The organism is Allobosea massiliensis, from assembly GCF_042655245.1.
Classification (GTDB): domain Bacteria; phylum Pseudomonadota; class Alphaproteobacteria; order Rhizobiales; family Beijerinckiaceae; genus Allobosea; species Allobosea massiliensis.
In genome coordinates this window covers 59315-80170 of the sequence record NZ_JBHSLU010000010.1, presented here as the reverse complement: position 1 = coordinate 80170, position 20856 = coordinate 59315, and the positions used below count along the sequence as shown (strand labels likewise).

Annotated in this window: 20 protein-coding genes; 15 read left to right on the top strand and 5 right to left on the bottom strand. The window is 67.7% G+C overall.

The annotated features are described in order from the left end of the window. The first annotated feature begins 2 nt into the window (after positions 1-2). Complete coding sequence (locus tag ACFPN9_RS06795; protein ID WP_377816030.1) at positions 3-1472, top strand: UdgX family uracil-DNA binding protein; 1470 nt, start codon at positions 3-5, stop codon at positions 1470-1472. 247 nt (positions 1473-1719) lie between these two features. Continuing rightward, positions 1720-2481 carry an SDR family NAD(P)-dependent oxidoreductase gene (locus ACFPN9_RS06790; RefSeq protein ID WP_066720627.1) on the top strand — a complete coding sequence of 254 codons (762 nt, stop codon included), beginning with the start codon at positions 1720-1722 and terminating at the stop codon, positions 2479-2481. A gap of 171 nt (positions 2482-2652) precedes the next feature. Here ACFPN9_RS06790 and puuE read toward each other — a convergent pair whose 3' ends face one another. After that, positions 2653-4071 carry an allantoinase PuuE gene (puuE, locus tag ACFPN9_RS06785; RefSeq protein WP_066720630.1) on the bottom strand — a complete coding sequence of 473 codons (1419 nt, stop codon included), beginning with the start codon at positions 4069-4071 and terminating at the stop codon, positions 2653-2655. 156 nt (positions 4072-4227) lie between these two features. Beyond that, the gene (gene uraH / locus ACFPN9_RS06780) at positions 4228-4581 is read right to left on the bottom strand and encodes a hydroxyisourate hydrolase (protein WP_066720633.1); all 354 of its coding nucleotides are present in this window, start codon (positions 4579-4581) and stop codon (positions 4228-4230) included. 129 nt (positions 4582-4710) lie between these two features. On the opposite strand from uraH, the gene ACFPN9_RS06775 reads away from it, so the two are divergent. Both ACFPN9_RS06775 and ACFPN9_RS06770 read left to right on the top strand, forming a co-directional pair. Beyond that, on the top strand, positions 4711-5946 hold the full coding sequence (locus ACFPN9_RS06775; RefSeq protein ID WP_066720635.1) for a urate hydroxylase PuuD: 1236 nt from the start codon (positions 4711-4713) through the stop codon (positions 5944-5946). A gap of 181 nt (positions 5947-6127) precedes the next feature. Next, complete coding sequence (locus ACFPN9_RS06770) at positions 6128-8626, top strand: YfhO family protein (RefSeq protein ID WP_197431969.1); 2499 nt, start codon at positions 6128-6130, stop codon at positions 8624-8626. A gap of 19 nt (positions 8627-8645) precedes the next feature. Here ACFPN9_RS06770 and ACFPN9_RS06765 read toward each other — a convergent pair whose 3' ends face one another. Further along, on the bottom strand, positions 8646-9074 hold the full coding sequence (locus ACFPN9_RS06765; protein ID WP_066720642.1) for a GlcG/HbpS family heme-binding protein: 429 nt from the start codon (positions 9072-9074) through the stop codon (positions 8646-8648). A gap of 199 nt (positions 9075-9273) precedes the next feature. Between ACFPN9_RS06765 and lysM the strand changes: the two genes are divergently transcribed. From lysM to ACFPN9_RS06710, 11 genes are all read left to right on the top strand, one after another. Beyond that, positions 9274-9711 carry a peptidoglycan-binding protein LysM gene (lysM, locus tag ACFPN9_RS06760; protein ID WP_066720645.1) on the top strand — a complete coding sequence of 146 codons (438 nt, stop codon included), beginning with the start codon at positions 9274-9276 and terminating at the stop codon, positions 9709-9711. 244 nt (positions 9712-9955) lie between these two features. After that, a complete protein-coding gene (locus tag ACFPN9_RS06755) occupies positions 9956-11008 on the top strand; it encodes a TRAP transporter substrate-binding protein (protein WP_066720648.1) in 1053 nt (350 codons plus the stop codon). An 8-nt stretch (positions 11009-11016) separates the two neighbouring features. Next, the gene (locus tag ACFPN9_RS06750; RefSeq protein WP_066720651.1) at positions 11017-11520 is read left to right on the top strand and encodes a TRAP transporter small permease; all 504 of its coding nucleotides are present in this window, start codon (positions 11017-11019) and stop codon (positions 11518-11520) included. Further along, on the top strand, positions 11517-12836 hold the full coding sequence (locus ACFPN9_RS06745; protein WP_082734930.1) for a TRAP transporter large permease: 1320 nt from the start codon (positions 11517-11519) through the stop codon (positions 12834-12836). The genes ACFPN9_RS06750 and ACFPN9_RS06745 overlap by 4 nt, the downstream gene beginning before the upstream one ends. Positions 12837-12854: 18 nt before the next feature. Next, positions 12855-13172, top strand: a complete 318-nt coding sequence (locus ACFPN9_RS06740; RefSeq protein WP_066720695.1) for a rhodanese-like domain-containing protein — start codon at positions 12855-12857, stop codon at positions 13170-13172. 46 nt (positions 13173-13218) lie between these two features. Then, positions 13219-14172: a YiiG family protein gene (locus tag ACFPN9_RS06735; protein WP_066720654.1), complete on the top strand. Its 954-nt coding sequence runs from the start codon at positions 13219-13221 to the stop codon at positions 14170-14172. Positions 14173-14274: 102 nt separating this feature from the next. Continuing rightward, a complete protein-coding gene (locus ACFPN9_RS06730) occupies positions 14275-16584 on the top strand; it encodes a xanthine dehydrogenase family protein molybdopterin-binding subunit (protein ID WP_066720657.1) in 2310 nt (769 codons plus the stop codon). 130 nt (positions 16585-16714) lie between these two features. Next, positions 16715-17146: a c-type cytochrome gene (locus ACFPN9_RS06725; RefSeq protein WP_066720660.1), complete on the top strand. Its 432-nt coding sequence runs from the start codon at positions 16715-16717 to the stop codon at positions 17144-17146. A gap of 115 nt (positions 17147-17261) precedes the next feature. Beyond that, the gene (locus tag ACFPN9_RS06720) at positions 17262-18203 is read left to right on the top strand and encodes a c-type cytochrome (RefSeq protein ID WP_066720663.1); all 942 of its coding nucleotides are present in this window, start codon (positions 17262-17264) and stop codon (positions 18201-18203) included. Between the two features lie 73 nt (positions 18204-18276). Next, positions 18277-18627 carry an antitoxin Xre/MbcA/ParS toxin-binding domain-containing protein gene (locus ACFPN9_RS06715; protein ID WP_066720666.1) on the top strand — a complete coding sequence of 117 codons (351 nt, stop codon included), beginning with the start codon at positions 18277-18279 and terminating at the stop codon, positions 18625-18627. Positions 18628-18631: 4 nt separating this feature from the next. Next, positions 18632-19129, top strand: a complete 498-nt coding sequence (locus tag ACFPN9_RS06710) for an RES family NAD+ phosphorylase (RefSeq protein ID WP_377816020.1) — start codon at positions 18632-18634, stop codon at positions 19127-19129. 10 nt (positions 19130-19139) lie between these two features. Here ACFPN9_RS06710 and ACFPN9_RS06705 read toward each other — a convergent pair whose 3' ends face one another. Then, a complete protein-coding gene (locus ACFPN9_RS06705; protein ID WP_066720671.1) occupies positions 19140-19760 on the bottom strand; it encodes a helix-turn-helix domain-containing protein in 621 nt (206 codons plus the stop codon). Positions 19761-19877: 117 nt separating this feature from the next. Next, positions 19878-20807, bottom strand: a complete 930-nt coding sequence (locus ACFPN9_RS06700) for a DMT family transporter (protein ID WP_066720672.1) — start codon at positions 20805-20807, stop codon at positions 19878-19880. Positions 20808-20856 lie beyond the last annotated feature (49 nt).

Sequence of the window (20856 nt, the reverse complement as noted above, 5' to 3'; positions counted from 1 at the left end):
TCATGGCTCAGTCCGGCATCGTCGCGCGTCTCGACCATCCGGCCGATTTCGAGGGCTGGCGGCGGCAGGCGCGCGCGCTGGCGCTGGCGGAGGTGGCGCCGGCGCGGATCGACTGGCAGATCGGGGAGGAGGCGTCCGGGCTCTTCGCCGGGCTGGCCGAGCCGCCGCCGGTGCCGGCGAATGGGGCGGAGCTGCGGGTGCCGCGGGAATTCGTCGAACTGGCGCAGGCAGTGGTCTGCCATCGCGACAGCGGCCGCTTCGATCTGCTCTATCGGCTGCTGCTGCGGCTCCAGCGCGAGCCGACGCTGCTTCATGTGGTGACCGACGACGAGGTCCATAGCGCCCGGGCGATGGCCAAGGCGGTGCGGCGCGACCTGCACAAGATGACCGCCTTCGTGCGCTTCCGCGAGGTTGTCGGCCTCGATGGCGGGGAGGCTTTCGTAGCCTGGTTCGAGCCTGAGCATCACATCGTCGAGCGGGTGTCGCGCTTCTTCGTCGAACGCTTCGCGGCGATGCGCTGGTCGATCCTGACGCCGCTGCGCTCGCTCCACTGGGACGGGACGACGCTGCATCTCGGGGAGGGTGCCTCGAAGGCCGACGCGCCGAACGACGATGCGATGGAGGTCTATTGGCGGACCTATTACGCCAACATCTTCAATCCGGCGCGGCTGAAGATCAAAGCGATGAAGGCAGAGATGCCAGAGAAGTACTGGCGGAACCTGCCCGAGGCCGAACTCATTGCTCCGCTGATCGCCCAGGCTGGCCGGCGCGCGGAGAAGATGGTGATGAAAGCCCCGACCCTGCCACCGGAGCGGCATCTGCGGCAGAGCCAGCGCCAGCGCGAAATGCTCGTGCCCGCTACGGACGGTCTCTCCACCTGGGATGAAGCGCGGGCGTCGGCCAAGACCTGCTCGCGCTGCGATCTCTGCCACAACGCGACGCAGACGGTGTTCGGGGAGGGCCCTCTAACGGCGCCGGTGATGTTCGTCGGCGAGCAGCCGGGCGATCAGGAGGATCTGGCGGGCAAGCCCTTCGTCGGGCCCGCGGGTCAGGTCTTCGACCGCGTATTGGGCGAGGCCGGGCTCGACCGCGGCCGGGCCTATGTCACCAATGCGGTGAAGCACTTCAAATTCACCCTGCGCGGCAAGCGGCGCATCCATGAGCGGCCTAATGCCGGCGAAATCTCGGCCTGCCGCTTCTGGCTCGGGCTGGAGCGGGAGTTCGTGAAGCCGCAGCTCGTCGTGGCGCTGGGCGCGACCGCGCTGCACGCCCTGACCGGTCATCGCGGCTCGCTCGCCTCGATGCGCGAGCGCGACCTTGTGCTGGACGACGGCACGGCCCTGCTGGCGACCGTCCACCCCTCCTATCTGCTGCGCCTTCCCGACGAGGAGGCCCGCGAACGCGAGACGGCCCGCTTCCGCGCCGATCTGGAGCGCGTCGGGCGCCTGGTGCCGGAGATGAAGGCGGCCTAGGCCGTCCGTTTACAACCGCGGGTCATCCCGGGCGACCCCTCGTGTTCGGCCTTTGGCCGGCCCAAGGACAGGCTCCGGGAGACCCGGGATCCATACCGGAACGCTTCAGGCATGGATCCCGGGTCTTCGCCTCGCTCCGCCCGGGATGACGGCGTCGGGGTTCTGAAGGGTCGCAGCGTCAGCCATCGCCGCGATTGACCCGCAGCCCCTGCCGGTGTCCCCTCCGCGGAAACGAGACGAGGAACGCATGGGCGAGGAACTGAAGGGCAAGCGTGTCTTGGTGACCGGCGCGTCGTCGGGGCTGGGCGCGCATTTCGTGCGGCTGCTGGCGGGGCAGGGCGCGCGTGTCGTCGCGGCGGCGCGGCGCGTCGAGCGGCTGGAAGAGCTGGCGGCGGACTGCGCCGGGTTGCCGGGGCAGGTCATGCCGCTGGCGCTGGATGTCGCCTCGGTGCCCTCGATCCAGGCGGGTGTGGCGGAGGCGGCGCGGCTGCTCGGCGGGCTCGACGTCCTCGTCAACAATGCCGGTATCGGGGAGACGGAGGCCGCGATCTCCATCACCGAGGCGCAATGGGACGCGCAGCTCGACGTCAATCTGAAGGGCTGCTTCTTCGCGGCGCAGGCGGCGGCGCAGGTCATGATCGCGGGGAAGCAGGGCGGGACGATCGTCAACATCGCCTCGATTCTGGGCGAGCGGGTGACGGCGCGTGTCCTGCCCTATGCCGTCTCCAAGGCCGGGCTGATCCAGATGACCAAGGGTCTGGCGCTGGAATGGGCGCGCCATGGCATCCGGGTCAACGCGCTCGCGCCCGGCTATATCGCCACCGACATCAACCGCGATATGCTCGAGAGCGAAGTCGGGGCGACGCTGGTCAAGCGCATTCCGAGCCGCCGCTTCGGCGAGCCCGCCGATCTCGACGGGCCGCTGCTGCTGCTCTGCTCCGACGCCGGGCGCCACATGACCGGGACGGTGGTCGCGGTCGATGGCGGGCATCTGGTCAGCGGGTTGTAAGCCGCTCCGCGAGGAGCCTGTCGTCATTCCGGGGCGCTCGCAGAGCGAGCCCGGAATCCAGATCCGTAGCAGGCTCAGAAGACGCGCGGCGCGGGTCCACATCGTCCTGCCTGCTCAGCGGTTATGGGTTCCGGGCTCTTCGCTTTGCGAAGCCCCGGAATGACGGCGCGGTTACCGCATGATCTCCTTCAGCCGCAGCAGCGATATCCGCTCGACCTGTCCCAGCGCCGTCTCGAACTCGACCTCGGGCGTGCTCTGCAGCCTGGTCTCGAAGGCAGCGAGAATCGCGTCCTTGCTGGCGCCGGCCACCGCCATGATGAAGGGGATGCCGAAGCGCGCCTTGTAGGCCTCGTTCGCTTCCGTGAAGCGGGCACGCTCGCCGGAGGTGAGGCGGTCGAGCCCGGCGGAGGCCTGCTCGCCGATCGATTCCTCCGTCATCTCGCCGGCCGCGGCGAGCTTGCCGGCGAGGTCGGGATGGCCGAGCAAGAGCGCCTTCAGCTTCTCGCGCGGGGCGGCGCGCATCACCTTCACCATCGCCGCGTGCAGGGTTGCAGCGTTGTCATGGGCCGGCGTGATCCCGGCGTCGAAGGTGGCCTCGGCGATCCAGGGCGCGTTCTCCCAGATCCGGCCGAAGACCTCGACGAAGAGCGCCTTCGGCACGGCGGACGGGCGGTAGCCCCCGGCCGGCGGGTGGTGGCGGACCCAGTGGCGGGCGATGTCGAGCCGCGTCGCGACCCAGACATCGTCATGGCTTTGGACATGGTCGAGAAAGCGCGCCAGCGCCGCGGCCCGGCCCGGCCGGCCGACGAGGCGGCAATGCAGGCCGATCGACATCATCTTCGGCGCGGTCTCGCCCTCGGCATAGAGCAGGTCGAAGGAGTCCTTCAGATAGGCGAAGAACTGGTCGCCGCTGTTGAAGCCCTGAGGCGTGGCGAAGCGCATGTCGTTGGCGTCGAGCGTGTAGGGCACGGCGAGTTGCGGCCCCTTCGGCCCTTCCAGCCAATAGGGCAGCTCGTCGGCATAGACATCTGCCGTGTAGAGGAAGCCGCCTTCCTCCATCATCAGCCGCGTCGTGTTCTGCGAGGTGCGGCCCTGATAGAAGCCGAGCGGCCGCTCGCCGGTGATCTCGCGCTGAATTCGGATGGAGTCGAGGATGTCGGCGCGCTCCTTTTCGGCCGGCACGTCGCGATAGTCGATCCATTTCAGGCCATGGGTGGCGATCTCCCAGCCGGCGTCCTGCATCGAGGACGCGATCTCGGGATAGCGCTGCAGCGCGCTCGCCACGGCGAAGACGGTGACCGGCATGGCGCGCTGCGTGAACATCCGCCAGAGCCGCCAGTAGCCGGCGCGGGAGCCGTATTCGTAGATCGACTCCATGTTCATGTGGCGCTGGCCGGGCCAGGGCGCGGCGCCGACGATCTCGGAGAGGAAAGCCTCGGAGGCGGCGTCGCCATGCAGGATGTTGTTCTCGCCGCCTTCCTCGTAATTGATCACGAACTGCACAGCGATGCGGGCGCCGCCCGGCCAGCGCGGATGCGGCGGGGTGCGGCCATAGCCCTTGAGGTCACGCGGATAGGCGGTGTCGGTCATGGGGAGCGGTGCTCGCAATGTGATTCAGGTGATCACCCTAAGCCGCTGTCGCGACTTGTGAAGTGTCTCGCCTGACGCAAAGTTCATCACTCTCGGGTCGTCCCGGACGGAGCGCAGCGGAGATCCGGGATGACGGTGCGGGTCGCGTGGCCGCTCTCAGCTCCCGCGATAGGTCGTGTAGCCATAGGGCGAGCAGTTGAGCGGTACATGCCAGTGCCGGCTGGTGTCGGCGATGCCGAAGCGGATCGTCACGGTCTCGAGGAAGGCGGGCTCGGGCAGGGCGACGCCGCGCTCACGGAAATAGGGGCCGATCGCGAAGTCGAGCTCGTAGAGACCGGGCTGCGTCGCCTCCGGCGTCAGCAGGGGCGCATCGGTGCGGCCATCGGCATTGGTCACGGTGGTCGCCAGCGTTTCGGCCTGGCCGTCGGTGACGCGGCGGAGCGTGACCGCCACGCCCTTCGCCGGGACGCCGCCATGCGTGTCGAGGATATGCGTCGTCAGTCCCGCCATGCGTCCTTCCTGCCGTTCTCGTCGCTGCCCGCGCGGCGCCGCGCTTGCATGCCGCCTCGCGCCAACCGTAACTTCGGCGCGGGCGAAGTCCATCGTCCTGCGCGCCAATTGAAGGGGACCACCGCGGCGATGCTCGACGCCTATCTGATGGAATGGGGCGGCATGCTGCTGCGCTGGCTGCATGTGATCACCGCGATCGCCTGGATCGGCTCGTCCTTCTTCTTCATCCATCTCGACGCGTCCTTGCGTCCCGCGGCCGACATTCTGCCGGGCGAGGGGGGGCGCGCCTGGCAGGTTCATGGCGGCGGCTTCTACGAGATGCGGAAATATCTGGTCGCGCCCGCCGTGATGCCGGCCGAGCTGACCTGGCACAAATGGCAGGCCTACTGGACCTGGATCTCCGGCTTCTTCCTGCTGGTCTGGGTCTATTACGCGCAGTCGGAACTCTATCTGATCGATCCGGCGGTGATGCAGCTCTCGCCGCTCGCCGCCGGAGCCCTCGGCATCGCGGCCCTGGTGTTCGGCTGGCTGTTCTATGACTGGCTCTGCCGCTCGCCGCTGGGCCGCAACGACGTGCTGCTCGGCGTGCTCGGCTTTTCCTATGTCGTCGCGGCGAGCTGGGCTTTCGCCTCTGTCTTCTCCGGGCGCGGCGCGCTGATCCACACCGGCGCGCTGATGGCGACGATCATGACCGCCAATGTCTTCTTCAACATCATGCCGGGGCAGCGGAAGGTCATCGCGGCGCTGACCGCGGGCGAGAAGCCGGACCCGAAATACGGCAAGGCGGCCAAGCAGCGCTCGCTGCACAATAATTACATCACCCTGCCGGTGCTGTTCCTGATGCTGTCGAACCACTATCCGGTCACCTATGCCAATTCGGCGGTGATCCCGGTGCTGGTGGCGCTGATCATCGTGGCGGGCGCGCTGATCCGGCATTTCTTCAATGTCCGCCACGCCGACCACGCTAAATCCCCTTGGTGGACCTGGGCGGTCGCGCTGGTTGCCCTCTGGCTCGCCTTCTGGGTGGCGATGGCATCCTCGCCGGGTGGGCGCGAGCGGCTGGGGCTGTCGCCATTGCCGGCGACAAAGCCTGTGATGCTGGCCGGGCTGCAGCCGCCACCGGAGGCCGTCGCCAACATCGTCAGCGGACGCTGCGCGATGTGCCATGCGCCCGAGCCGAGCTGGCCCGGCATCCAGATTCCGCCCAAGGGCGTCCTCCTGCATGAGCCGGAAACGATCGCGGCCCATGCGCGCGCGATCCGCGTCCAGGCGGTGATGACCCATGCGATGCCGCCCAACAATCTTTCCGGAATGACGGCCGATGAGCGGCGCATTCTGGCGCAATGGCTGGCGCAAGGGCGTTGAGCCGCACGGATTCTCCCATCGCCGCAACCAATCGCTTACCTAACGGAAAGCCGTGATCACGGCTGCGTGATTTCATTCAGTTTCGGTTCACCTCGTCGCGGGCATGGTTCGCCCACTGACAGGCTGGACTGTGGCTGCCAATCCGGGGGCCTCTGGCAAGGACGAGGGACCGGGGGGTCCGTTGGACACGCATTCGAGAAGGGTCGCCGGCTACGGGCTGGCGGCCATGGCCTTCATCTGTGTCTGGGCTCTGCTCTGCTGGCCCTGGCTATCGGGCGCGGTCACCATCCCGTTCGACGCCAAGGCGCATTTTCAGGCGCAAATCCAGTTCCTGGCGCGGGCGCTCCATTCGGGCCAGTCTCCGTTCTGGACGCATAACGTCTTCGGCGGCTCGCCGCAGGTCGCCGACCCGCAGTCGCTGATCTTCTCCCCCGCCATCCTTCTTGCGGCGCTCGTTCCCTCGCCGAGCTTCCGCGCCGTCGACGCCTATGTGCTCGCCCATCTGCTGGCGGGCGGGCTGGCGGTGATGATGATCTTTCGCGACCGGAACTGGCATCCGGCCGGCGGCCTGCTCGCGGCGCTCGTTTTCGCCTTTGGCGCCTCGGCCGCTTGGCGGGTCCAGCATGTCGGGCAGATTGCGAGCCTCGCCTTCTTCGCCATCGCGCTGTGGCTGACCCTGCGGATGCTGCAGCGTGCCTCGTTGGCGGCGGGGGCGCTGGCGGGCTTCGCCGCCGGGATGATGATGGTCGAGCCCGATCAGGTTGCGCTCTTGGGCGCCTATATCCTGATTGGCGTGGTGGTGGCGCACTGGCTCTCGGGCGGCTGGCCGGCGTTCCGCGCCAGCCTGTTGCCGGGCTCCCTCGCCGCCGTCGTCGGCCTCGGCGTCGTGGCGCTGCCGCTGCTCTGGACCTGGCTTTTCGCCGAAGCGACGACGCGACCTGCCGTGGATCTGGTCGAGGCCGGGCGCGGATCGCTGCATCCGGCCTCGCTGCTGACCGCCTTCGTCGCCGATCTCTTCGGCGCACAGGACCCGAAGGTCGATTTCTGGGGGCCCTACAGCCCGCATTGGGACGCCAAGGAGCTGTTCCTGTCGCAGAATATGGGGCAGGTCTATTTCGGGGCGCTGCCGGCGCTGCTTCTGGTCGTGCCCGGGCTGAGCCGCGGCTGGCTCTGGGACAAGGGCGTGCGCGCCTTCACCCTCCTGTTCGCGCTGATGGTGCTGTTCGCGCTCGGCCGCTACACGCCGGCCTTTGCCGCTTTCTACCACCATCTGCCGGGCATCGACGCCTTCCGCCGGCCGGCCGATGCCACCTTCCTGATCGGTGCTCTCGGTGCGCTCCTGTCCGGCTACATGCTGCATCGTCTGTTCAGCGAGCCGCAGCCCGGTCTGACGAGACGCGACTGGCTGTGGGGTGCCGGTTTCGTGGTCGTGCTGGCTGGTCTCGCGCTGCTGGTTTCGTCGCAGCAGGGGCGGCTGACGGAAGCGCTCAAGCCGGTGGCCTTTGCCCTGCTCTGGCTGTCCCTCGCGCTGGCCCTGCTTCACGGGCTGAGCCGGCTCAGGCGAGGCCTCGGCACTGTCGCGGCTACACTGCTCGTGGCCGGTGTCGTCGCGGCGGATCTCGGCGCCAACAACGGGCCGAACGAATCGACGGCTCTGGCGCCCGACATCTATGACGTGCTGCGCCCCGACACGCGCAACGAGACGGTTCAGGTTCTGAAGCGGCTGACGGCCCAGCCCGCAGGGTCGCCGCGGCGGGACCGGGTGGAGCTGCTCGGCATGGGCTTCGAATGGCCCAATGCCGGCATGGTCCACGGCTTCGATCACACGCTCGGCTACAACCCGCTGCGCCTCGCCGATTTCTCGGATGCGGTGGGCACGCGCGACACCATCGCCGGGCCGGATCAGCGCAAGTTCACGCCGCTGTTTCCGTCCTATCGCTGCCGCCTCGCCAATCTATTGGGGCTGCGCTACATCGCCTCGCCGCTGCCGATCGAACAAATCGACCACACGCTGCGCGAGGGCGACCTCCGGCTGATCGCGCGCACGAAGGAAGGCTATGTCTACGAGAACCCGCGGGCGCTGCCGCGCGTGCAGTTCGTCGGTGGCTGGGAACTCGCCGATTTCGACGCGATGAAGCAGAGTGGACGCTGGCCCGAGGTCGACCCGCAGCAGGCCGTCCTGCTCGATGCCGAGCCACCGGTCGCCATGCCGGAGGGGCCTGCACAGGTGCGTGCGGACGTCACGGTGAAGCGCTACCAGAACACCGAGGTCGAGATCGAGGTGACGAGTTCGGCCGCCGGCTTCGTCGTGCTGAACGACATCTATCATCCCTGGTGGCGGGCACAGGTGGATGGTGTCGACGCCGACATCCTGAAGGCGAATGTGCTGTTCCGGGCCGTTCAGGTCCCGGCGGGCACGCATCGGGTCCGCTTCAGCTTCCACCCGATCGAAGGGGCCTTTGCGGAGCTGCGCGAGCGCGTCGCCCCGGCCCCGGCCGAGCCGGCGGAGGAACTGCTGCCGCTGCCGCCGCTGAAGGAGGAGCCGCTGGTCGCCGAGGGCGACAGGCTGTTGCCCTCCCTCCTTGCCGCGCCCTCGCAGCAGGTGCGCGATTCACTGCGGCTGGGCTCGCCGGCAGCGCCGGCGAGCCGGGACATGGTCTCCTCGGCGCTGGCTCACTGAGCCGCGCCGGGCTTTCGGATCAGGCGCCGGTGTCGCCGACCAGGCCGGCGGCGGTGATGCCCGCCAGCGCCGCAGCCTCGTCATTGTCGGACGTGTCGCCAGAGACGCCGATCGCCCCCAGAAGCGTGCCAGCCGCATCGCGAATCAGCACGCCGCCCGGCACCGGGACGAGCGAGCCGCCGACGGCATGGGTTGCCGCCTCGACGAAATAGGGCCGCTCGAGCGCCATCTTGTGCAGGGCGCGCGAGCCGATGCCCATCGCGACCGCGCCATGGGCCTTGCCGATGGCGATCTCGCCGCGTTTCAGGCTGGTGCCGTCCTGCGCCGTGAAGAGCTTCTGCGCGCCGCGCGCGTCCAGGATCGCGATCGTCAGCGGCTTGAAGCCGGCGCTCTGGGCATGGGCGAGGGCGGTGGTCATGATCGTCTGGGCCTGGGCGAGGGTCAGCATCGGTCTGCTCCGGATGGGAATTGCGCGGCGCTTGTGACAGTGCCCGCGTTCGGAGGAAACCCCTTTGCCCATCGCTGGCCCGAAATGATCTGGCTTCCCGCTACGGCATCCCGGCCGCAAAATCGCACCCGGTCGCCCGAGTGCCTTGAACATGTCACCACTGTTGGGCTTGATGGAGACCCAACGACGGAGGAACGACATGGGCCTGTTCAGCTTCATCAAGGATGCCGGAGCCAAGATCTTCGGCTCGGCCAAGGCGGCGACGCCCGACGCATTGCAGAAGGAACTCGCTGGACACGGGCTCCCCTCCGACGTCGCGATCAGCGTCGATGGCGACAAGGTCAAGGTCTCGGGCAAGGCGATGACCACCGAGGAGGCGGAGAAGATCATCCTCGCGCTCGGCAACACCGCCGGCATCGCCAGTGTCGAATCCGATCTCATCGTCGCCAAGGAGGTGCCGGCCGCGGTGTTCTACACGGTGAAGAAGGGCGATACGCTCTGGAAGATCGCCGAGGAGCACTACGGCAAGGGCCAGGGCGCAAAATACACCGACATCGTGAAGGCGAACACGCCGCCGGTGAAGAACCCCGATTTAATCCAGCCCGGCTGGGTGCTGCGGATTCCGGCGCAGGCCTGAGCGCTTCGCATCGGCTGATGATGACCGCGCCCTCCGGGGCGCGGTTTTTTGCGCGGCACGTCCGCAGGCCAGACGGGGCCTTGACGGATTTGGTTGCGTCGGCAACGATCTCGACGATCCAGAAGCGGGCGGGCCGAAAGGCCCAGACTCGCCGCCGGTCGTGCTAAGGTGAAGACAAGGCCGCGCGCAGGCTCCGGAGGGGGAGCCGCGCCGGGCAACAAACGACATCCTCGGGAGGGAAGTCATGAGGTTCGATCGCCGCCAATTGTTGACGGGGGCCGGCGCTGCCGTCGCCGCCCCGCTGGTTCTGCGTGCCACCCGCGCGAATGCGCAGGAGGTGACGCTGAAGATGCACCACTTCCTGCCGCCGGTCGCCGTCGGCCATGCCAAGTTCCTGAAACCCTGGGCCGACAAGGTCGCGGCCGAATCCAACGGCCGCATCAAGATCGACATCTTCCCGTCGATGCAGCTCGGCGGCACCCCGCCGCAGCTCTTCGATCAGGCCCGCGACGGCGTGGCCGATCTGGTCTGGACGCTGCCGGGCTACACGCCGGGTCGTTTCACCGGGCTCGAGGCCTTCGAGCTGCCCTTCGTCGCCAACAAGCGCGCGCTGGTGAACTCGCTGGCGCTGACCGAATACGCCCAGCAGAACCTCGCCACCGAGCTGAAGGACGTCCACCCGATCTGCGTCTGGGCGCATGATCACGGGCTGATCCACGCCAACAAGCAGGTCAAGACGATGGAGGACCTCAAGGGCCTGAAGCTGCGCTTCCCGACGCGTCTCGCCGGCGAGGCGCTGAAGGCGCTCGGTGCCAACGCCATCGGCATGCCGGTGCCGCAGGTGCCGGAATCGCTGGCGCAGCGCGTCATCGACGGCGCGGTCATTCCCTGGGAGGTGGTGCCCTCGGTGAAGGTGCAGGAACTCGTGAAGTTCCACACCGAGATTCCGGGCTCGCCGACCTTCTATGTCGCGACCTTCATCCTGGCGATGAACAAGGCGAAGTATGAAGCCTTGGCGCCGGACCTGAAGGCGATCATCGACCGCAATTCCGGCGCCGCTGCGGCCGGCATGGCCGGAAAGGTCTGGGACGAGCAGGCCATCGCCGTCTCCGAGATGGTGCGCAAGCGCGGCAACACCATCACCGTGATCGAGGAGGCGGAGGCCGCGCGCTGGCGCAAGACCACCGAGCCGGTCATCGAGGCCTGGATCAAGTCGACCAAGGAGAAGGGCCTCGACGGCGAGAAGCTGCTCGCCAGCGCGAGGGCCGCGCTCGCCAAACACGAAAAGGCGGCCTGACCGGGACGATGGCGCAGGATCGGGGGGAGATTGCGCCATCGGCGTTCGAGCGCGTGGTCCAGAGCGTCGCCCTTCTGGGCGGCGTGCTGCTGATCACGCTCTCGGTGACGGTGGTGATCAGTGTCACGCTGCGCTCCGATTTCGTCGGGGGGGCCGGCGTGCCGGGTGATTTCGAGCTGGTGCAGATGGCGACGGCGCTCGCCGCCTTCTGCTTCCTGCCCTGGTGCCAGCTGCGCCGCGGCAACATCTTCGTCGACACCTTCACACTCAAGCTGCCCGAGCGCTGGCAGCGCCGCATCGATGCGGGCTGGGACATGGTCTATGCGCTGGTGATGGCGCTGATCGCCTGGCGGCTCGCGGTGGGGGCGCGGGCGGCCTTCGGCACCGGCGAAACCAGCATGGTGCTGCTGGTGCCGAGCTATCTGCCGATCGGCTTTTGTGCCGCGCTCGCGCTGCTGGTGTCCGTCTCGGCCATGGTCAGTGCGCGGCGCCTGCTGAGGCAGACAGCGTGAGCGGTTTCGCTATCGCCATCACGGGCTTCGTCGTTCTGCTCGCGCTGATGGCGCTGCGGCTGCCGATCGGGCTCGCCATGATGCTGGTCGGGGGCGTCGGCTACATCCAGCTCAACGGGCTCGACCCGTTCCTGAACTATATCCGCACCACGCCCTACCAGATCTTCGCCAATTACACGCTGTCGGTGATCCCGTTGTTCGTGCTGATGGGCGCCTTCGCCGAGCGCTCGGGGCTCGCCGGCGATCTGTTCAAGGCCGCCGCTGCGCTGGTCGGGCACCGGCGCGGCGGGCTCGGCATGGCGGTGATCGGCGCCTGCACCGGCTTCGGGGCGATCTGCGGTTCGGCAGTGGCGACGACCGCGACCTTCTCGCGCGCGGCGCTGCCGGAGCTGCGGCGCTACCGCTACGATCCCGGTTTCTCCTGCGGGGTGATCGCGGTCGGCGGCACGCTGGGCATCCTGATCCCGCCCTCGGTCATCCTGGTCGTCTATGCGATCTCGACCGAGCAGAACATCGCCAAGCTGTTCAAGGCGGCGCTGATCCCGGGCCTGCTGGCGGCCGCGTTCTACTGCGTCACGATCGCGCTGATGAGCCGCCGTCACCCTGACTGGGTTCCGGCGCAGCCGCGCATCGCCTGGGCCGACCGCGTGCGGCCGCTGCTCGGCATCATCCCGGCGCTGCTGGTCGCGGTCGTCGTCGTCGGCGGGATCTATGGCGGCGTCTTCACGCCGACGGAGGGGGCTTCGGTCGGCGCCTTCGTCATGCTCGTCATCGGCCTTGTGCGTCGCACGCTGACGCCCGCTGCGGTACGTCAGGCGATCCTGCAGACGGCCGAGACCTCGGCGATGATCTTCGCGATCCTGCTCGGGGCGGAGGTCTTCAATGCCTTCCTCGCCCTGACCCAGGTGCCGACCGCGGCGGCGGAGATGATCGCCGCTTCCGGCTGGGCGCCCTACACGGTGCTGATCGGCCTGCTGCTGTTCTATATCGTGCTCGGCGGGGTGATGGACGAGCTGGCGATGATCCTGCTGACGCTGCCAGTGTTCTTCCCGATCGTGACCGCGCTCGATTTCGGAATGCCGACGGACGATGTCGCGATCTGGTTCGGCATCCTCGTGCTGATCGTCGTCGGCATCGGCATGACCTGCCCACCGATCGGCCTCAACGTCTTCGTCGTCGCCTCGCTGGCGCGCGACGTGCCCGTGACGCAGATCTATCGCGGCGTGCTGCCCTTCGTCGCGGCCGACATCCTGCGGCTGGGTGTCGTGGTGGCATTTCCCGCGCTCACGCTCTATCTGGTGAAGCTGCTGGAGTGATTGCGCCGGAGCCTGCCCGTGACCGTGAACGATCTCGACATCGACGACATCAAGGCCGGCCTCGCCGACGGCTCCATCCTGATCGTCGATGTCCGCGAGCCGCATGAATTCGCCGCCGGGCATATTCCGGGTTCGGTCTCGCGGCCGCTCTCGCGCTTCGACCCCGCGGATCTGCCCAATGAGCCCGGCAAGAAGCTCGTGCTCTCCTGCGCCGCCGGCGTGCGCTCGCTGCGGGCGCTGGAGTTCGCGCAATCGGCCGGGCTCGATGTCGACAGCCATTATCTCGGTGGCTTCAAGGACTGGGCGATGCGGGGCGAGCCGGTGGAGCAGGGATGAGCCGCAGCGCTCCGTCCAGCCCGCCGATCTTGACGAAAGCTGACGCATGACGATCCAAAACGGTCTCCGCGGCGCACTTTCCGCCGTCCTTCTCGCTGTCGCGCCCGGCGCCGCCGTCGCGCAGGCACCCGCCGCTCCGTCCGCACGCACGGCTCCGGTCCAGGATGCCGAGCTCCAGACGGCGATCGCCAAGTCGAACGCCTATACGGCGCTGATGAACCGCACGCTGCGGGCGATCCAGTCTTGGGAGCGCTATGGCAGCTGGGTCGATCTGAAGAAGGGGCCGACCGGCAAGGAGCGCTATATCGGCTACGGGCTCTACAGCCTCTACGACGTTACCGGCGAGATCCGGAAGGCCGAGGAGTTCCTGACGCGGGAGCCGAAGCTGCCGGCGATCGATGCCTCCGTCGCCGCCTACATCAAGGCCTATCAGGAATTGGCGCCCCTGATCACGCGGGCCGAGCGCTACTACGACCGCAAGGATTACCGCGACGACAATCTCGCCGAGGGGCAGAAGCTGCACGGGCTGATGGTGCCCGCGGCGCAGAGCTTCCTCGCCGAGCGCGCTCGGCTGGATGCGCTGATGCGCGACTACAAGAAGGGGCTCGACCAGCGCGAACTCGCCTCGGTCGAGCAGCGCGAAGGGCGCTCCGCCCGCTGGCAGATCCGCAATGTGATGATCAACGCACGGTCCGTGATGGATCAGATGCCCAGCAACGAGAAGCCGATCGTCGATCTGAAGGCTTTCAGCGCCACCGTCGCCGATTACGCCGCCGCAATCCGCGAACTCGACGCGTTCAAGGACAAGAACCCTGGCACGTCGCTGATGATCGACAGCCAGGCCGGGTCCTGGCTCGGCAAACTGCGCGATTTTTCCGACAAGCTCGCCAAGAGCAAGGGCGATGTCCGCCGTGGCGCCGCCAACGACGCCAACTGGATCGTCAACAACTACAACATGATGGTCAGCCTGTCTGAGACCGCGGCGCGGATGCCGCGGTAAGGGCGATGCGCTGCGTGCATCCCCGCGCGCGATCCGGCGGGGCTGACCGCGGCCCGATTCTATTTCAGTGTTTCATTCGACCAATCTGAGGGACTTTCGGCCATGCGCCCCATGAAATTCGGATTCGGACAGCCGGTCCGCCGCGTCGAGGATCAGCGCCTGACCACGGGGGCCGGGCGCTACACGGACGACACCGCCGTCGAGGGGGCTCTGCACGCCTTCGTCCTGCGCTCGCAATACGCCCATGCCACCTTCAAGATCCGCGACAAGGAGACGGCGCGCCGGATGAAGGGCGTGAAGCTGATCCTGACGGGCGAGGACGTCGCCCATCTCGGCGATCTGCCCTGCAAGGGACTGATCAAGACGATCTCGGGCGAGCCGGTGAAGCCGCTGCCCGTGCCGGTGCTGCCGACCGACACCGTGCGCCATGTCGGCGAAGCCGTCGCCTTCATTGTCGCCGAGACGCTGGCCCAGGCCCGCGACGCCGCCGAGGCGATCGACATCGAGTGGACGACGTTACCCTCCGTCACCGGGATCGAGGAGGCGCTCGATCCCAAGGCGCCGCAGCTCTGGCCGGACCGGCCGGGCAATGTCGCCTTCGAGGCCGAGCAGGGCGACAAGGCGAAGACCGACGCCGCCTTCGCCAAGGCCGACCGCACGATCTCCGTGACGATCGTCAACAACCGCCTCGCCTCCAACTACATGGAGACCCGGGCCTGCATCGCCGAGTACGACAAGGCGGCGAAGCGCTGGACGCTGACGCTCGGCAGCCAGGGCAGCCATGGCACGCGCGACATCCTCGCCAAGAACATCCTCAAGGTCGATCCATCGCGCATCCGCGTGGTGACCCCGGATGTCGGCGGCGGCTTCGGCACCAAGATCTTCATGTACCGCGAATACCCGCTGACCATGGTCGCGGCGGAGAAGCTGAAGCGCCCCGTGCGCTGGGTCGCGGACCGGACCGAGCATTTCCTCGCCGACACCCATGGCCGGGCCAATCTCGCCACCGCGACGATGGCGCTCGACAAGCGCGGCAAGTTCATCGCCCTGAAGGTGGATCTCGCGGCCGAGATGGGCGCCTATCTCTCGCAATACGGGCCCTTCATCCCCTGGGTCGGCACGACGATGACGCCGGGCTGCTACAACATCCCGGCCGTGCATGTGCGCTTCCGCGGCATCCTGACCAACACCATGGCGGTCGACGCCTATCGCGGCGCGGGGCGCCCCGAGGCGGCCTATCTGATCGAGCGGCTGGTCGACGCCATCGCCCGCGAGACGGGCAAGACGCCGGACGCGGTGCGCGCGCTCAACTTCGTCAAGCCGAGCGAGATGCCGCATCAGACCCAGACCGGCCCGGTCTACGATTCCGGCGAGTTCGAGGGCCATATGCGCCGCGCCATGGAGGTGGCGGACTGGAAGGGCTTCAAGACCCGCCTCAAGGCCGCCAACAAGTCCGGCAAGATTCGCGGCATCGGCATGGCCAGCTATATCGAGGCCTGCGGCGGCGGCGGGCCCGAGAGCTCGACCGTGATCCTCGAGAAGGACGGGACCGTCACGGTGCTGATCGGGACGCAGTCGAACGGGCAGGGGCACGAGACGGCCTATTCGCAGCTCGTCTCGCAGCATCTCGACATCCCCATGGACCGCATCCGCGTGATCCAGGGCGACACCGACAAGGTCGAGACCGGCTCCGGCACCGGCGGGTCGCGCTCGATCCCCGTCGGCGGCGCGGCGCTCGACAAGGCGACCTCGATCCTCTCCGACAACCTGAAGCAGCTCGCCTCCGAGAAGCTCGAGGCCGGGATCGGCGACCTCGAGATCGTCGACGGGGCGGTGCGCGTCGTCGGCACCGACAAGGCGCTCGACCTCGCCGCTATCGCGGCACTGCCCGGAGCGACCACCGAGAAGCTGCGCGTCCACCAGAGCTGGCAGCCGCCGGAGGCAACCTATCCGAACGGCACCCATGTCTGCGAGCTGGAGATCGACCCGCAGACCGGCGCGACCGAGATCGTCAACTACGTCGTGGTCGACGATTTCGGCATGACGCTGAACCCGACCATGCTGCAGGGCCAGGTCCATGGCGGCGCGGCGCAGGGCATCGGCCAGGCGCTGATGGAGGAGATCCGCTTCGACTCCTCCGGGCAGATGCTGACGGCGACCTTCATGGATTATGCGCTGCCGCGCGCCATCGACATCCCGAACTTCCATTTCGAGACGCGCAATGTCCGCTGCGTCACGAATGCGCTGGGCGTGAAGGGGGCGGGCGAGGCTGGTGCCATCGGCGCCTGCCCGGCGGTAATGAATGCCATGGTCGATGCGCTGGACCGGGCCGCTGGCATCAAAGCCATCGACATGCCGGCGACGCCGCTGAAGGTGTTCAACGCCCTGAAGGACGCTGGCTACCGGCTCTGACGCAAGGGCAGTCTTGCGTTCGCGCAAGACTGCTCACGCGAATGGCACTTGGCGACGGCGGCCGGATCGGATGATCTGGAACGGTTCCAATCGGCGCCGCCCCGGCGACCGAAGCCTTCAGGGAAGCGCCATGATCCGCACCATCGCCGTCGCCGCCATTCTGGGACTGGGCGTCACAGCCGTCCTCGCCCAGTCGGATCCGATCACCGAACGCCGCAACGCGATGAAGGCCGTCGGTGCGGCGACGCGCGACGGCGCCGCGATCGCGAAGGGCGAAGCGCCTTTTGAGGCCGCGAAGGCTCAGGCGATCGCCAAGGCCTATGTCGATTCGGCCAAGAAGATGCCGGGCCTCTATCCCGACAACAGCAAGACCGGCGGCGAGACCACCGCGGCCCCGAAGATCTGGGAGGACCAGGCCGGCTTCAAGGCCGCTTTCGCCAAATTCGAGACCGATGCCGCCGCGATCGGCACGGCAACCGACGTCGCGAGCTTCCGCACCGCCTTCGGCAATGCGACCAAGAATTGCGGCAGCTGCCACGAGGTCTACCGCATCAAGAAGTGACGTCGGCCGCCGAGGCGGCCGAGGGAGCTTTCCGGCTCCGGTCACGTTGTGCTGACATGCGCGTGCCGCGGCCCTGGCCGCGGCACGTCTTTTCCGTCTTCCGGGGAGTCTCGAGATGCTGCGCCTTCGCCGTCTGCTGGTCACGCTCGTGCTGCTGGCTGCGGTGGGACTGGCCGGCTTCTATCTGCTCACCGACCCGCGCGTGGTCTCGCCGTCGCCCGAGATCGGCACGCTGGGAGCGCCCGACATCGAGAACGGGCGCATCCTCTTCGCCGCGGGCGGCTGCGCCTCCTGCCATGCGACGCCGAACCAGGACGATAAGCTGAGGCTCGGCGGCGGACTCGCGCTGGATTCGCCTTTCGGAACCTTTCACGCGCCCAACATCTCGCCCCATACGCGCGACGGCATCGGCAATTGGGGCGTTCAGGACTTCGTCGACGCGATGGCGGCTGGGGTCTCGCCGAAAGGCCAGCACTACTACCCGTCCTTCCCCTATACCTCCTACCGGTTGATGCCGCCCAAGGCGCTGGCCGATCTTTTCGCCTATATCCGCACGCTCACCCCCGTCGAGGGCCGGGCGCCGCCGCATGAACTCCCGTTCCCCTTCAACATCCGCCGCGTCGTCGGCGGCTGGAAGCTGCTGTTCTTCGAGCGCGGCGCCTTCCGGCCCGATCCGACGAAGAGCGAGGAGTGGAACCGCGGCGCCTATCTGGTGAACGGGCCGGGTCATTGCGCCGAATGCCACTCCAACCGCAATGCGCTGGGCGCCATCATTCCCGCGACGCGCTTCGCCGGCGGGCCGGATCCGGAGGGCAGGGGGTTCGTCCCCAACATCACCCAGACGCCCGAGGCGCTCGGCAAATGGTCGAAGGGCGAGATCGCCGAACTGCTCAAGACCGGCTTCACGCCCAATTTCGACAGCGTCGGCGGCACGATGGCGGCGGTGGTGCGCAACACGGCGCAACTGCCGGAGGCCGACCGTCAGGCGATGGCGGAATATCTGAAGTCGCTTCCGGCGGTGCAGGGCCCGCCGAGGCCGGTGAAGACGGGAGGTTGACTCCGGCTGGCTACCTTGAGCACCGCGCCGATTGACGCTATATCACGTCGGTCTGGGTGGCTCGGAGGCTGTCATGTCCCTGGCTCAATATGCTGATCACGGCCTGTTCGCACCGCGCAAGATCGCGGAGGCCTGGCGCACGACCAGCGAGGAGGTTGCCCGCACGGCGGGGCTTGGCCGCGACGCGGTGCAGCGCCGCGAGCGGGTGCGCTCCGACAGGACGCAGCGGCGCCTGCGCGAAATGGTCGAAATCATCAACAAGGTGGAGCCGCGCTTCGGGTCGGCCCTGATCGCCTATGCCTGGTACCGCTCCGAGCCGCTGGCGGGCTTCTCCGGTCAGACGGCGATGCAGTTGGTGCGGGGCGGGCGCGCCGACGACGTACTCGACTACATTGATGCGATCGACGCAGGCGTTCACGCCTGATGCAATGCGATATCGTGGAACGCTCTACCGGGCGCTGAATCCCGTCTATGCGCGTGAGCCGCTGTCCGGCCAGGGTGCGGCTCTGTACGGAGGCCGGTTCAACCCGAGGGGCATGGCGGCGCTCTATCTCTCGCTCGCGGTCACGACGGCCCTGAGAGAGGCCAACCAGGCCGGCAGCCTGCAGCCGACGACGCTCGTCTCTTACGACGCCGATATCGACGCGATTTTCGACAGTCGTGACGAGGCTGGGCTCGCCCGCATCGGCCTGTCCCGTGAAGCCCTCGCCGATGCTGGCTGGCGCGACAGGATGCGCCAGGATGGGCAGGCCCCGACGCAGGAACTTGCACTCACGCTGGTCGCTGACGGTTATCGCGGCCTGATGGTGCGCAGTTTCGCGGCGGGTTCCAAAGCCGAGGATATCAATCTCGTTCTCTGGCGCTGGGGCGGCGCAGTGCTTGAACGCCGGACCCTGATCGACGACGAAGGCCGTCTCTCACGCTAGAGCGTCCGCACTATTCCATCACCGCGGCCTTGAGGATGCAGACCATCATCGCGGTGCCCGGCTCGCTGCCGACGCAGCGGACGATGTGGCGGCGGTCGCAGCGATAGCGCAGCGTCTCGCCGGCCTTGGCGCGCTGGACGATGTCGCCGACCTCGACCTCGAACTCGCCGGAGGTGACGGAGAGCGACTCGATCGAGCCGCGCTGATGGCCTTCGGAATCGAGTTCGCCGCCGGGCTCCGACTGCACATCGTACCATTGCAGCCATTCGACGGTCTTGATCCAGCCGACGATGGCGAGCTTCAGCTTGCCGTCCTCGGAGACCAGGATCGGCGTGTCGGCACGGGCCGTCTTCTCGATGAAGGGCTCTTCCTCGCCGCTGGAGAGCACCCGCTCGATCGAGATGTCGAGCGCCTGGGACAGACGCCAGATCGTCGCCAGCGTCGGATTGGTCTCGTTGCGCTCGATCTGGCTGATGATCGACTTGGCGACGCCGGACTGTTCGGCGAGCTCGGAGAGCGAGAAGTTGTAGGCCTTGCGCAGGCGCTGGATCGTCTTGCCGAGCTGCCCCGAGATGACGTGAGCCCCGGAATCGAACTCGCGTCCGCCACGCTCTTTCGTCTCGATACCCATGTGAACCGGCCTGCCTCGCCTGTCGGATCGTTTGCACGATCGAACGAAAATGTTTGTCTCGCCGGACAATGCCTCTTGCCGTGGCGCGGGGCAAGCCGCGGCAACGCGGCGCGTGGCTCAGGTCGGCCGGGTCGAGCTGATCTCGCGCTGCTCGCGCTTGAGGACGCCGAGGCGCTGCTCGCGCAGGATAACGTAAATCCCCGAGGCGATGACGATGGCCGCACCGATCAGGATGGTCGAGACCGGCCATTCGCCGAAAACGAACCAGCCGATCAGCACGGCCCAGATCATCGTCGAGTATTCGAAGGGCGCGATCAGCGAAGCGTCGCCGAAGCGATAGGCCTGGACGAGGAGGATCTGACCCAAGCCGCCGAGGATGCCGATGGCGACCAGCATTCCGGCCTCGGTCAGATCCGGCATGCGCCAGCCGAAGGCGAGCGTCGTCAGCCCCAGCGCGCTGGTCAGCAGCATGAAGTAGAAGACGATCGCGCCGGTGCTTTCCGTCTTCGTCAGCAGGCGCACCTCGATCGAGGCGAAGGCCGAGCAGAAGGCGCCGAACAGGCCGAGTGCGGCGCCCAGCGCCGGCCCGGCCTGCAAACCCTTGGACAGCACGCCGCCGGTCAGGTGCGGCGAGAGCATGATCAGAACCCCGACGAAGCCAATGGTGACCGCGCTCCAGCGATAGATCCGCACGCGCTCCTTCAGCACCAGAGCCGCCAGCACGACGACGCCGAGCGGCGCCGCGTAGCCAAGCGCGACCGCATCGGACAGCGGCAGGAACTGCAGCGCCGCGAAGCCGCAGAACATGCCGGTGGAGCCGATGACGCCGCGCTTAAGATGGCCGCGCAGATTGCTCGTCTTCAGCGCGCCCGGAAGTTCCGAGCGCCAGGCCAGCCAGATAAGCAGCGGAATCAGCGCGAAGAACGAGCGGAAGAAGACCAGCTCCCCGGTCGGATAGCGCGTCGACATATGCTTGATGCCGGCTGACATCAGCGTGAAGGACAGCGCCGAGAGGAGTTTGAGGCTGATGCCGAGGAGCGGAGACAAGGGACCGGCGCAATGCGAGAGGGCGGGGGCGCCCCGCTTCGCCCTTCGT